The sequence below is a fragment of the Peristeroidobacter soli genome, from assembly GCF_004138485.1.
Lineage (GTDB): Bacteria > Pseudomonadota > Gammaproteobacteria > Steroidobacterales > Steroidobacteraceae > Steroidobacter > Steroidobacter soli.
The window spans coordinates 98,469-112,075 of sequence record NZ_RYEV01000009.1; the positions used below are offsets into that span (position 1 = coordinate 98,469).

Here is a 13,607-nt window from a genome sequence, read left to right on the forward strand (position 1 = left end):
CCGGACGGGAAGCGATCGTCTCACCCGTTCGCTATGCTCCCCAACCCCGACACCGGACCGATCCGCTCCAGCAGCGGTTCCGATTGCATCACCGGCGCCGGCATCGAAACCGAAACGGGCACCAGCAGCGACATCAACGCGCCGCAGTCGACAGCGCTGACTTCTGGGTCTAGACACACTTCGAGAATTTCTTTATGCGCCATTCTGTTGGCCTCTTTTTAACCTCTTGATCAAAGTCATAGATGATTGAGCGATTGAGAAGACCCTGCCACCGGGTCCGCTGCACGTAGCACGTAACACCGCACCCTCAGTTAACGCTTTCAACTCGAGCAGACTCGTCAGTCGGGCATATGGATCCGGCGCGCGCTCGCCGAAGATTACCAGGCGAAGCAGCAGGTTTGCTGTCCACCTTGAAGAGCCGGTGATAGGTGATAAGTGTCGAAATGTTTCTGCTCATCGGTTGTGCACTGTTCATCCCGTCAACGATTTGAGTTCTGCGGCACACCTCCTAGCGCATAGCGTTAAAGAAAGAGCCAACGCAGCAGCGCAGATCGTTGCCGCCAGTCGCAAGACAGGATGCAACAGTTTGCGACTACGGTGGATTGAGTCGCCAGAGCCGAGACATTCGCCAATCTGCCAACTGGCGGCTAATCTCTGCGGCCCACTCGTCACGCGGGTGACAAACAGTTGGGCCGTAGGTTCCATATACGGTTGCAAAGCGTCGCACCGGTGTGTCGCGCGCCCATATGGATTCATGTGCGACATCATTTCACGCGGAGCCTCTCCTGTGTAACCCCCCGGGAGGCGCGAAATCACCTTCAGATTGAACCAGCCGGCGCCCCCGTCTACAGTCATGCGCGCAGGAAACATTGAGGCAGGACTCCGGTGCTCGAGGGCCTGCCACGAATAAGTTTGAAATCGGCTGGTACAGAATTGGTACGCAACCGTTTTGGATCACCTAAGCTATTGAATGGGTAACTCAATACTGCACCGTCGGTACAGTCCATCATGGGCGCAACGGAAACCCGCCGATCTAACTCATTCATCGATAAGCTCTTTTCAGGAGATCGCCAGTGTAGCCGAACAATGGGCCGACCGTCATTGACGCTGCGGGTCCTGAACCAGAAATCATTGTATTTGCAGCGATTTCGTTCCCTCACTTCAGCGAATTAGCATCAAACTTGGGAAACAACCCAGTTGTGGCTGGTACAAAATTGGCACAGGAAACGTGTGTACCAACTCCGCAGATTATTGAGGGTCGTGCCGCGACCGTCCGTTGCTGGCTAGCAGGCCGCAGGTTCAAAGCCCTCACCCAACCATTCATAACATTCAAGATTTATCCACAGACAGTTGCCGAGATGCTGGGGGATTCTGCTCGGACTTCGGGCGGGGTGTTGCGGCACTAGTCGGCCACGCCCCTGCCGATTGAGACTCAACGGAAAAATGATCAATCAATCTGACAATCTCGTAGGCATGGGCGCGGTATAGAAGCGCGACAGAAGGCGTCAGAATGCGCCTGTGCCCAGGCCGCCGCGCTAAATTTGGTTTGCGCACGCGGATGATTCCGAGAAGGTTCCATGATCAGAGCAGATCGTCGTAGAAGCCGGACAATGCCGCCGCGCCTCCGGTATGCCAGAACAACACTCGCTGGCCTTTGCCAATGGCGCCTTGGAGGATCAAGTCCATGCACGCGCCCATTGCACGGCCAGTGTAAACGGGATCGAGTAGTAATCCCTCAGTGCGCGCCACGGTCCGGATGGCATCACGTTCCAGCGGCCCGACGACTGCATAACCACCGCCGAGATAGTCGGCGTTGATGTCGATCTTCGACATCAAACTACCCGCTTCTACATGATCGCCGCGCACTCCGAGCAAAGCCGCGGCTCCGAGCGCCAGCTCCTGTACACGCCTGGCCAGTTCGGCCGCTGCGGAATCGATGCTGATTCCCAGCACTCTTCCGCGATAACCAAACAGCGCCTCACCCAGGACCAGCCCGGCCTGCGTGCCGGCGCTGCTGCTCGCGACGACCATGAGGTCGATCGGAATGTTCAATTCCTCGAGCTGAGCCGTCGTTTCCTGCATGGCCGCGGCGTAGCCGAGCGTTCCGAGCGCGGTCGATCCGCCGAGCGGCACGAGATAAGGCCGCTTACCCTCGGCTCGCAGTTGAACCATCAACTCCTCCGCCACCTCTTCTCGAGAACGCCCCCCGCTCCACTGGATCTGCGCGCCAAGGAGCTCATCTAGCAACAAGTTGCCAAGACAACGCCCGGGTGGATCGCCGCGTAAAACCACGCTGCAAGCCAAACCGACCTTCGCCGCAGCGGCCGCGGTCTGCCTGCAGTGATTGCTCTGCGGACCGCCAAGCGTGACCAGGTGATCGCAGTGCTGAGCGAGCGCGTCGGCGACGAGAAATTCGAGCTTGCGAACTTTGTTGCCGCCCGTGGCGAGGCCGGTCTGGTCATCACGCTTGATGTAGATCTCTGGACCGCCCAGATGCCCACCGAGTCGCTCGAGTTTTTCGATTCGGGTAGGGAAGTGTCCTAACGGCACGCGAGTTGGATATTTCATGATGTCACTCTGTCACAGCGATGCGCCGTGCTGCCCGAGCCTGCCAGATAAAGTACACCGGCACGCCGACCAGGATGATCCCGAAGGTGATGGCGGTGTTCGCCGGATCGGTCCACAGCGCATTGGCGATCATGCCCACCGAAGCGAGCAGGAACAATGCCGGCACGACCGGGTAGCCCCACGTACGGTAAGGCCGCTGCAGATCGGGACGCTTGCGTCGTAGCACGAACACCGCCGCGACCGCCAGGGCATAGGACGGCCAGGCGCCGAGAATGAACTTGTCGGCCAGTTGCGCGAAATCATTTTGCAGCACGTAGATCACACCCAGCGCGGCCGTCAGCAAGATCGCATGCGAAGGCGTATGAAAACGAGGCGAAACCCGCGCGATGCTACGAAAGAACAGTCCTCGCTCCGCCATCGCGAAGAACACCCGCGGGCCGGTCATGATAGAGCCGTTGAGGCTGCTGAAGGTGGAGATCATTACGATAGCCGCGACAATCGACGCGCCGAAGCCGCCCAATAGCGGGATGTTCGCAGCCGCCGTGGAGGCAATGAACTGCGCACCGGCCATCTGCGGCAATGGCAGCAGATAGATGAAGGCCAGGTTGATGAGCATGTAAATGACGATGACCGCCACCGTGCCGATGATCAGCGCCAGCGGCAGCGACCGCTGCGGATCGCGTACCTCGCCGCCGACAAAGGACAAATTCGACCAGCCGTCGTAGGTCCAAAGAATAGGGATCAAGGCAGTGCCCAACAGCGACGCACCGACTGTCGAGCTCCACAGCGGAGTGAAGTTCTCCGCGCTGCCGTTGCCTGCCGAGAACGCAAGCAAGCCGAGCGCGGCCACCGCGATGAATTTCAACAGCGTCGCGAAGTTCATCACTGCAGCGGCGCGACCGACGCCGATGTAGTTGAGCAGCGCCACGGCAACGATTGTCGTCGCGGCACAGTAGCGCACCTGCGATTGGGTCATCGCGATGAAGTACCCAAGGTACTCGGCAAAGATCGTCGAAATGCCACCCAAAGCCGCGGCACGCACCACGGCCAACTCGGCCCAGCCCACCAGGAACGCCGGCAAGGGTCCGAAGCCCTCGAGGACGTAAGCGAAAATGCCGCCTGAACGCGGCAGGGCTCCAGCAAGCTCGGCGATGGTGAGCGCACCGAACAGCGTAATGAGACCGCCGAGCACCCAGGCCAACATCACAGGGCCCGGGTCCTGAAGGTGCGCGGCCACCGTCGCGGGAACGCGGAAAATTCCGCTACCGATGGTGATTCCCACTAACACGGCAACTGCACTCCATAGGCCGAGGCTGCGCGGCAGACGCTCGCCCCAAGCATCAGCGCTGTGTCCGGACGGCGCCGTCACTGCAGCATCTCGAAGGCAAGCTCACGCAAGGCGAGCAGCGATTCGTTGCCCTGACTCACGTTGTCCGTATTGAAAGCGGCAATCACACCCGTGCGTGTGGCCGGATTGAAATAGAGAAAGGAATGAAAGCCGGCCTGGCTGCCGGTGTGTCCGATGATGCGCAGTTCGCCTCGCTGCTTGATGAAGAACGACAGACCGATGTGATCCTCGCCCGCCCTGCCCTGGCTTGACGGAATCGGCAGCTGTGGCTGCCACATTTCTTCCAGCGTGGTACGAGCCAGAACGATCTCATGCAGACGCTGCCCACCTGGCTCGATTGTGGCCGCGCCAGTCAGGAAGCAGAGGTATCGAGCGACGTCGTCGAGGGGCGCGTTCCATCCGCCGTTCGGATTGGTGATGCCCGGATCGAAATCGCGACCGTTGGCCTGCCGGATCGGTCGACCGTCCGCTGCGGTCCGAATGGTGTAGTTGTTGGAACGATGCTTGGCGAGATAGTGCGGCGTGGTGCCAAAGTAACTGCGATTCATGCCGAGCGGTGCGAACACGTTCTTCTGCACGTATGTGAGCCACGGCTCGCCGGTGATCACCTCGACGATGCGCGCCAGGTACACGTATGCCGGATTCGAATAGCTATAGCGCTCGCCGGGCTCGAAGCGCAGTTGCTGGTAAGGCAGCATGCTCACCAGTTGCTCCCAACTCGTCGGCTCGAACGGCTCCCAGGACAAGCCCTGCTTCCAAGGCCACGTTGCGACCTGAAAGCCGGCAGAGTGATCGAGCAGCATGCGGATGGTGATTCGATCCGCCCAGCCTGGCGGCGCGCTCACCTTGCGCAGCTCGGGAAGGTAACGTGTTGCCGCATCGTCGAGCGACAGCTGGCCTCGGTCGCGCAGCTGCAGGACGGTGATGGCGGTGAGTGTTTTGGTGATAGAACCGTACTGGAACAGGGAGTTCGCATCGATCCGCTGACCCAGCTCCAGGTCTCCCATGCCGGTATCGCGACGAAAGGCAACGCGTCCGTCCTTCACCAGCAGCGTACTGGCGCCAACTGTTTGCGTAGCGCGCACGTACTCATCGAAGTGCGCAACGTATTTCGTCCAAGACTCCGTGGCGCTGGAAGATGCGCCCGATCGTCTTGCCGTTACCTCGCCCACGCAATCGGCTAGAACCGGCAGTGAGACGATACTCACCAGCGTCAACAGCACCATCGAGCAATAGAGCTTGCGCATATTCGGCATTCCAGTGATCTCAACCGGGGGATGGCGGCCGGACTCGGCCAGCGGCGCTGCTCAAGGCAACGACGCTTTCAAGAACTCGATGGCTCTGTCGAGCACTTCATCCCGACCGCTTCGGATTCCCGCGAGCGTCGGCGTCGCGACAATGTGAGGTTGGATTCCCATTCGCTGCAGCTGACGCCCATCGCCATGACGCACGTCGTGGCCGCTGAATCTCACGTCAATGCCGCCGGGCAATGCGACCGAAGTCACATCACCGTTTGCGCCATTCGTCGGGCTGCCAATGAAAGTCACATCTGTCGCCGCCTCGACGAACAGCGCTGTGTGCTCCGACTGGCTGATGGCGTCTTCGTTGATGAGCATCACCACTTTACCGCGGTACGCACCGCGGGCGTCCGGGACGATGGACTGCGTAAACTTCCGGGCGATCGGCGTCTGAAACTCGATCGCATGCAGCTCCGGGCGTTCGAAGCGAGCAGCGACGGCAGGCTTGGTAGCCAGCCTGGCGGCGAGCTCGAAGAAGATGCCGCGAGGATAGCCGCGCATGTCGAGGATCAACGCGGGAGTATCGCGGACCGCAGCGAATGCGCGATCGAGCTCCTGCGGGCCGAGGCGCGTGAGATCGAAATATCCATAGCCCTGTTCGAGTACGGCATAGCTAGGCGTCTGCCGCGCCGGCTCGCCCACTTCGCCTCGCGGCACGCGAGCGACGAACTTCGTGCCGTCGCGACGCTCGACACCGAGTACCGCCACGCTGCCCGGTGGGCCGAGCAGCAGCGCCCGATCAACCTTTCGATGAAGGGCCTGCGGCGTGGAGGCCGGGAGATAGCGAGCGAGGCGCGAGCGACGCACTTCGACTGGCTCGCCGTCGATGGAAACGATCGCATCGCCTATCTGCAATGTCCGCTTCTGCCGCGCTGCCGCTCCCCACATCCCGACGATTACGGTTGCATTTTCGACGAGCTTCACGCGCAGCGGCGCGACGTGGCGACCGACGTAGTCATCCAACACTGGGCTCGAAACCACGACATGCGAGTCCTGCAGGTGTGTTGCCAACTCGGCAATCGTGAGGTGATATTCGAGTGCGTCGCGGGCGGCTTCGATGCGCGGGATGTATTCCGCCAGCAAGTCATTCCACGATCGGTCCATCAGTTGCTGGTAGGGGAAGAACCAATGAATGGTGTTCCAGAATTCGAACAGGGCCACCAGCCGATATTCGCGCGTCGCGTAGGCATCCTGCCGGCGAGGCAACGCTGGGGGCGATGTGCTCGAAGCCGTTGGACGCGGTGGTCTGGCGAGCAGCCGGCCGGAGCGAGCCGCTGTCAGCACAGCTTCCATGGCCCCATCAACCCGGCCCAGCGCTGGCTGCACCAGGTCGGGATGAAACCCGAGCGAACCGTCAGCGTGGATCAGCTCGCCCACTCGCACCAATGCGGTGAACTCCGGGAAGCTGAGCGGCAGCATCGGCCCGCCGTCGAATGTAGGCTCCCCGGAATGGATCACGCTCGCCAATCCCGCCGTCTGCAGTCCGTCGAGCAGTGGCAGCAGATGACTGACGTTCGCGTCGGTGAGGATGAATACAGGAGGACCGGGCCGTGCGGAATCGCCGCCACCGGCAGATGTCCCCTCGCGCGAAACGAACGCCGAGAAGTATCCGCCACTGCTCGCGTCGCCGCCGGGCGCGAACCCGGAGTGCACTCGATATCGAATCGACGATTCAGTGAATTTCGCGCCCACCAGACCGGCAAGAGATTCACGTAGCAAACCAGCAAAGGCTTGGTTGAGCACGCGGTCCGTCACTGGATCCACTCTGGGGTTACCGCGGAGGTCCAGGATAGCCGCGCGTGCCCTGCGCGCCTCGTCGAACATCCGTGCGAGCAGTTCGATCCGTCCAGTGACGGCAATGAAATAGTTGGGGTCGGGCACGGTAAGCAACGCGATTCGGTCCCCGGTCCATCGTATCGATGCGGGAATTGGATCTACGGACCGCGCCGATAACGCCGCGCGCGAGTCGACCGTGCGTGTCGCGGGATCATTCAAGACCGCGAGCAACTCATCCACCGCGGCTCGGTACTGCGTGTCCGACGTTGCCACATCCACCTTGGCAATGGTCCGCGCCAGCGCGTCATCCCAGTCGATCTGCGCGGACGCCAACTGCGGATGCACCCACTTCACCGTTCCCCACAGCTGGCACAGCTCCACCAATCGTTGCACGCGTGCGGACGCTGTAACCGATTCAGCGGATGCGCCAACGCTGCAGGAACACGCCACGATCAGAAGCGCGGTCCGCCACCATCCATTCGCAAGTGCGCTCATGTGTCTGCAAGCGCCGCGATAGCGGCGTCGATCTCCTCGATGGTGTTGTAGCAATGCGGAGCGAAGCGGATGGCTCCCTCCCGCAGAGAATGTATGACGCCTGCTCTCGACAGACGCAGCGAGGCTTCTCGAACATCGACTGGGGACACACAAACGATGCCGGCTCGTTTGTTTGAATCAGACGGTGTGACGAGGCGCATGTCGCTGCGCGTTTGGGCCCAATCGACGATGCGACCAGTGAGCGTGTCTATGTGATTTGCAACGGCATGCGTGCCGAGCTCGGAGAGCAGATCGAGGCTGCGGCCCATGGCGACGAATTCCTGTACCTGCAATGCCATGACTTCGAAGCGACGCGCATCCGCGTAGTACCGCAGGTCATAGTCGAGCAGCCGGCCGTAATCTTCGGAGGCCGGACCGACGAACCAGCCGACGATCGGCGGCGTGAGCTGTGGAGTCAGCGCCTCGCGCACGTAGACGAATCCGGCGCCCCACGGCGATAGCAGCCATTTGTAGCCGCCACACGCGACGATATCTGCGCCACAAGTTGTCACATCGAGCGGCACGACGCCCAAGCCCTGCATCGCATCCACGACCAGAAAGATGCCGCGCTCGCGACACGCCTTGCCCAGCCGTCGGAGGTCGATCCGCTGCCCGGTCGCGAATGACACCCACGACACAGTGACAACCCGCACGTCTGTCTCCTGCAGGGCCAGCAGCATCGCATCTTCATCGAGCAACCCAGCGCGAGTCGGCACAATTCGCAGCCGAATGCCTCGCTCCTGCTCAATGGCACGCCACGCATAGATGATCGACGGAAACTCCCGATCGGAGACCAGCACGACATCGCCGCGATGGAGTGGCAACGCGCGCGCCGCCAGATTGAGGCCGAATGAAGTGTTGTTGACCAGTGCGATCTCGCTGGAGCGCGCTCCAACCAACTCGGCACACTGCTCTCGCACGCGTTGCAGAGCTGGAAACAGCACTTCGCGATCAGGGATTTCCCAGGGCTTCGTGCGCCGCTCCGCCCAATCGGTCAGCGATGCCACCGTGCGACGGGGCAGCGGCCCCGTGCCGGCATTGTTCAAATAAATCTTGTCACCGACCTCGCTCCAAGGAAACTCGGCAGCCCGCAGTCGCGCGACATCGAACGTCGTACCCTTCTCCATGAACGCACCCCCGGGAGCGGCGCGCTTCAGCGACCGAACGTTTTCTTGAGCGCGATGTAGTACGTCGCACCTCGGGGGTCGCCGAAAGAACTGTAGTAGTACGGTGCAGCGGTCCCGCGCCCCGCATCGAACGGTGGCAGCGCATCGAACACATTCTTGACGCTCAATTGCAGCTGCGTGCCATCCAACAGATTCGCGGCACGCGAACCGCCCGCCAGCTCGAAACGATAGGAGGCAAACAAGTCGTGGTACACCTGCCGCGACACGTGCAGGCCACCCTGATTGGCCACGGCGATCTCGCCCGACGTGTTCACATTGGCCGCCACCTGGTATGAATCGTAGTAACGGCCGCTCCAACCCAGCGTCCATGCGCCGTGCTGCCAGCTCACCCCTGCATTGCTCTTGAACTTCAGCGGCGAGTTGCTGGTCACGCCAATGTTCTCTTCCACCGGCAACGTCGGCACGACCTGCGTCTTGTAGTGCGTCTGCCAGGTTCCCAACAGATAGAAATCGAATGAGCCGTGGGCCGCTGTGTCGAGGCGATAGTCGAGTGCGATATCGTACGCCTCGACCTCGGCGCGTGAAATATTGAGCAAGCTCACGTCCAGCAACGTGATGGGGCCGGCCCAGCCGATGGGATCGTCAGGCAACCGTTCGCCGCGCACGATGCGACCGGGCAGAATGTTTTCATTGTCGATCGTCTGCTGCGCCGTCAGCTCGGTGATGTTATCGCTCTTCTTGATGCGGCTGTAGTCCACCGACAAACGCACGGCATCGAGAAATCGTGGCCGCAACACTGCACCGACCGAGAAGCTCTCCGATTCCTCCGGCGTCAGACCGGGATTGCCGCCATACACGGTCACATAGGGACCGGCAGCAGAGTTGCCACGCAATGGATCGACGCCGTCGGTGAGTAGCTGCGTATCCGGCGGATTGGGAAAGATCTGGCTGACGTTGGGCGGCAGGAAGCCCGTGCCCCAGCTGGCGCGCAACATCACATCGGGCAGCGGTTGATACCGCAAACCCACCATCGGATTGGTCGAGCTGGTCTGCGCAGTGCGCCGTTCGACCTCGACGTCCGAGCCGTCGAACACGTAGCCGGTGGCGCCGGTGACGGAGTAGTCGTCGTAACGCCCCGCGAGTTGCAACTCGAGCGCCGGCTCGGCGCCGGGCAGGCCACTGCCGGCGAGCAGCGGCAGCTTCAATTCCAGGTATGCGCTCTTGACGGTCTGCGATTTGCCGGGGAAGTATCCGCCGGTAAAGCGCGACGACGCCAGGATCTCGTCGCGATGCTCCAGCATCGCTGCCATCGTCATCGGTCCGGCCGGCAGCGTCCACAGCGGGCCGGCGAAGCGCAGGGTGGCGTCCTTCAAGGTGGAGCGATGCGGGCCATTCACACCGGACGGCGAGAGATACGAAGCGAAGTCGACCGGATAGGCATTGAGATCGCGCAGTACGTCGATCGTGCCACTTGAAATCGGACCGATGGCGCCGAACGCCATGCGCGGTTCCACGATTCGGAGGCTGGCCTCGCTCCAGGTGTAGTCGGCTTCGGCAAGCCAGCGCCCCGGCAGCTTCACGATCACGCCTCCCATGGCTCGCCGATCCCGATTGGCGGCGGACGACGCGGAAGTCGCTCCGACCAGCGGCACAGTGACGCGAACCGCCTGACCGAATGGATTGTTCGCCGCGCCGGCCGGCAACGTATAGGTGTTGAGTCCGACAATGGTCGGATACGAGCTGTCGCCTTCGGCTGCGGCGAGCTCGACGAACGCGTCGACGTTGGCAGAGAACTGGCGACGCACTGTGGCGGCCGCTGCCTTGTTGCGCGAACCTTTCAGCACATGCGTCCCGGCACCGCCGGGATACTGAGCCGTACGCGGAGGATCCAGGTTGTACTGCCCAGCGTTGGCTTGCAGCGGCGCCAGGCCTCCGCCACCTGCGTAACCGACCGGCACCGAGGTGAAGTTCGCGCTGCCCGGCCCGAACAGCGGCGAGCCGTCGGCGCTGCGAATATTGGTTGTGGCGCCCAGCGGCGGATTCGGGCTGTCGAAGAAATAGCCGGGGTTGTTGTCGAGGATTCGATTGCGTGCGCGGCGCGCATACTCCGTATCGCCGAGCGACAGCGTGTCGCTATCGGCATAGCTGCCCATCAGCAGCACGTTAGTGCGATCGTTTTCGAGCGTGAATCCCGTAGCGAAGTCCGCGCGCATGGCACCGACGCCGCCGTCGAAGGAGTTCTCGTAGCTGGTGGTCACTTCAGCGCCGGAATAGTCCCGTCGCAAGATGACGTTGACGACACCACCGGTGGCGCCGCCGCCATAGATGCCCGAAGCCGTGGTCGGCAGCACTTCGATGCGCTCGATGGCCGCGAGCGGGATGCTGTTGAGGTTCGCCTGCAGTGGCGTACTGTTGCTGGCGCTCGCGATCCGATGGCCGTCCACCAGAATCAACGTCTGGTTATCGCCCAGGCCGCGCAGATTGATCGAGCTCAAATTGCCGAGCGGGCTGGCCGTCTGCTCCATGCGTGCCGGCGCCGAATTCATGGTGAGCCGTTGATTGAGAAACTCGTTGACGTTGGCGGCGCCGGAAGTCTCGATGGTCTTGCGGTCGAAGATCACATACGGCTGCGGATCGTCCCGCGTACGCTGGATGTCCATGTTGAGGATCTTGCTGCCGCTCACCAGGATCTCGGGCATGCCCAGATCGCTGTTGATCTCGGGCACCGAGACCGACTGTGCGGCCTGGCTCGATGCGGCCACGGTTTCAGATGCCACCGACGATTGCTGCGAAACCTCGGAGATCGTGAGCCTCTTGGCGGCGGTCGCTCGCGCGGCGCCGCGAATGGCCACGGTGCGATCGTCGAGGAATTCGAACCGAAGGTTCGTGCCCGCCAGCAGCCGCTCCAGCGCGGCCTGCGGCGTGTAGCTGCCTTCCACCAGGGGTGCCGTCGCACCTTCGACATCCGCCATCTGAAAGATCACTTGGAGGCCCGTTTGGCGCGCCAGCGAATTCAGCGCGTCCGGCAACAGCTGCTCGGGAATGCTTATTTTAATGGGCGGAGCCGGCGTGGCCGCCTCCGCAACGGAACACATCAGCGCAAGACAAGTGGCCAGCAACATGTTTTTTGGAGCTTGCATCGGGACGATCCGTATGAGTGTGTCAGAGACCTACACTCGCTTAAGTGCTGCCGCGCGGACCGGAAGGGGTAGTTCGCCCCCGAGAAAAATGCCGCATCACCCCGACTACCCCTTTTTGCTTCGAGCCCTACACTTCCTGGTCAGGAGCCCAGTCAAAACCGCCCCGCCATGACCGCGAAGACCCGCCAGCGCCTCCCCTCACCGGCCAAGCCGGCGCTGGCACAGTACCAGCAGGCCCTGCATCGCTATCTGATGCGCCGGCTGCGCAGCTCCGAAGATGCGGCGGACCTGGCGCAGGAGGTCTATCTGCGCATGCTGAGGGTAGAGAACAGCGAGCTGGTGCGCAGCCCTCTGGACTACTTGTATGGCATTGCCTCGCACGTCGTCTATCAGTTCAGGTTGCGTTCGCAACGGGAGCTGGTGACGTTCGACTCCGAGACAGTGGCACAGGTCTCGGAGAATCCGCGGGAGCTGGTTCGTGACGAGGTGGCTGATCGACTCGAAGCGCAACAGCAGCTGACCTGGGCGCTGGAGCAGCTGCCACCCACCCATCGCATCGTCCTCCTGTTGCGCAAGCGAGACCGGCTGTCCGATCGACAGATCGCCGAGCGCCTGAACCTGTCGGTGCACACCGTTAAAAAATACCTGTTCCAGGCCCAGGCACGGATGAGAACGTTATGGAATCCGAATGGAGCGGACCGATGAGCCGTCAGGTACCCCTGGACGCGCTGCGAATCGCAGAGGAAGCCGCGCAATGGATGGATGCGCTCGAATCCGGCGACCCGCAGACCCACAGCGCTTTTGCCGCCTGGCTGCGCGCCTCACCGCGTCACATCGAGGAATTCCTGTTGCTTACCGCAAGCGATCGGGCGTTCGATGAGCTCGATGCCGGCCAGCGGATCGACGTGGACGCATTGATCGCACAGCTGCCGAACAATGTCGTGTCCTTACAGGGCGGTGCCGGCGAGCCTCACTCAGGGAGCACTCCGGCCGCCCCGCGCTCGCGATCGGCGACAGGAATGCGGTGGGCCGCGAGCATCTCGGCACTCGGCCTCAGCCTGTTAGCCGTGTGGATGTGGTCCACGAGCGAGCTGCGGAGTTGGCAGCCCTACGCCACCACCGTTGGCGAGCAACGCTCCATCGGGCTTCCCGACGGTTCGCTGCTGCAGCTGAATGCCAGATCACGCGTCGAGGTGCGTTTATCATCCGAGCGGCGTGATATTCGCTTGCTCGAGGGCGAAGCACTCTTCAAGGTTGCACACGATGCTACGCGCCCGTTTCAGGTGCATGCCGACAACACGGTCGTGCGCGCGATCGGCACGCAGTTCAACGTCAGACGCGGGCTCAACGACACGGTCGTCTCAGTCATCGAAGGGCGTGTGCAGGTCTCGCGAGATGACGAAGCTTCGACGGGTCACCTTCCAGCGCTGCCCGAATTGCTGGGCGCCGGCGAGCAGGCGCGCGTGGTGCCCGATGGGCAGGTCACGCGGCTGAAGGTGAATCCACAGGACGTCGGTGTGTGGCGGCAACGGCGACTCGTGTTCCGCGACAGTACGCTCGGCGAAATCGCCGATGAGTTCAATCGTTACAACCGTGCTCCGAAAATCATCGTCGCAGACGTCGACCTGCGTGCGCGCCGCTTTGGTGGCACCTTCGATGCCGACGATCCTCAGGCGCTGGTTCGCTTCCTGCGAGCCGAACCGGATCTGACCTTCGAATCCCAGGGCTCGACGCTAGTCATCCGACCGTCGCCCGCCGCCAGTCAATAGCACCTCTCCTCTGCTTTCGTAACGAACGCCCGCGGCCTATCGCGCGG

9 protein-coding genes are annotated in these 13,607 nt (G+C 62.0%); 2 read left to right on the forward strand and 7 right to left on the reverse strand.

Going from position 1 to position 13,607, the window contains the following annotated elements:
• Positions 1 to 20: 20 nt before the first annotated feature.
• The 7 genes from EKO19_RS33405 to EKO19_RS33435 all read right to left on the reverse strand — a co-directional run bounded on the left by EKO19_RS33405 (position 21) and on the right by EKO19_RS33435 (position 11,791).
• Positions 21 to 203, reverse strand: coding sequence for a hypothetical protein (locus EKO19_RS33405; RefSeq protein WP_129781770.1), 183 nt, complete (start codon positions 201 to 203; stop codon positions 21 to 23).
• A 1,378-nt stretch (positions 204 to 1,581) separates the two neighbouring features.
• On the reverse strand, positions 1,582 to 2,568 hold the full coding sequence (locus EKO19_RS33410) for a D-cysteine desulfhydrase family protein (protein WP_129781771.1): 987 nt from the start codon (positions 2,566 to 2,568) through the stop codon (positions 1,582 to 1,584).
• A gap of 4 nt (positions 2,569 to 2,572) precedes the next feature.
• The gene (locus EKO19_RS33415) at positions 2,573 to 3,937 is read right to left on the reverse strand and encodes an amino acid permease (protein WP_129781772.1); all 1,365 of its coding nucleotides are present in this window, start codon (positions 3,935 to 3,937) and stop codon (positions 2,573 to 2,575) included.
• Positions 3,934 to 5,163 carry a serine hydrolase domain-containing protein gene (locus tag EKO19_RS33420; protein ID WP_157995561.1) on the reverse strand — a complete coding sequence of 410 codons (1,230 nt, stop codon included), beginning with the start codon at positions 5,161 to 5,163 and terminating at the stop codon, positions 3,934 to 3,936. Before EKO19_RS33420 ends, EKO19_RS33415 begins: the two co-directional genes overlap by 4 nt.
• A gap of 60 nt (positions 5,164 to 5,223) precedes the next feature.
• The gene (locus EKO19_RS33425) at positions 5,224 to 7,383 is read right to left on the reverse strand and encodes a S41 family peptidase (RefSeq protein ID WP_157995562.1); all 2,160 of its coding nucleotides are present in this window, start codon (positions 7,381 to 7,383) and stop codon (positions 5,224 to 5,226) included.
• 98 nt (positions 7,384 to 7,481) lie between these two features.
• Complete coding sequence (locus tag EKO19_RS33430) at positions 7,482 to 8,651, reverse strand: aminotransferase class V-fold PLP-dependent enzyme (RefSeq protein WP_129781775.1); 1,170 nt, start codon at positions 8,649 to 8,651, stop codon at positions 7,482 to 7,484.
• Positions 8,652 to 8,677: 26 nt separating this feature from the next.
• A complete protein-coding gene (locus EKO19_RS33435; RefSeq protein ID WP_129781776.1) occupies positions 8,678 to 11,791 on the reverse strand; it encodes a TonB-dependent receptor in 3,114 nt (1,037 codons plus the stop codon).
• 168 nt (positions 11,792 to 11,959) lie between these two features.
• Between EKO19_RS33435 and EKO19_RS33440 the strand changes: the two genes are divergently transcribed.
• Together EKO19_RS33440 and EKO19_RS33445 are read left to right on the forward strand one after the other, a co-directional pair.
• Positions 11,960 to 12,496 (forward strand): RNA polymerase sigma factor, encoded by a 537-nt coding sequence (locus EKO19_RS33440; protein ID WP_129781777.1) that lies wholly within the window; start codon positions 11,960 to 11,962, stop codon positions 12,494 to 12,496.
• The gene (locus tag EKO19_RS33445; protein ID WP_175597282.1) at positions 12,493 to 13,560 is read left to right on the forward strand and encodes a FecR family protein; all 1,068 of its coding nucleotides are present in this window, start codon (positions 12,493 to 12,495) and stop codon (positions 13,558 to 13,560) included. The genes EKO19_RS33440 and EKO19_RS33445 overlap by 4 nt, the downstream gene beginning before the upstream one ends.
• Positions 13,561 to 13,607: the final 47 nt, after the last annotated feature.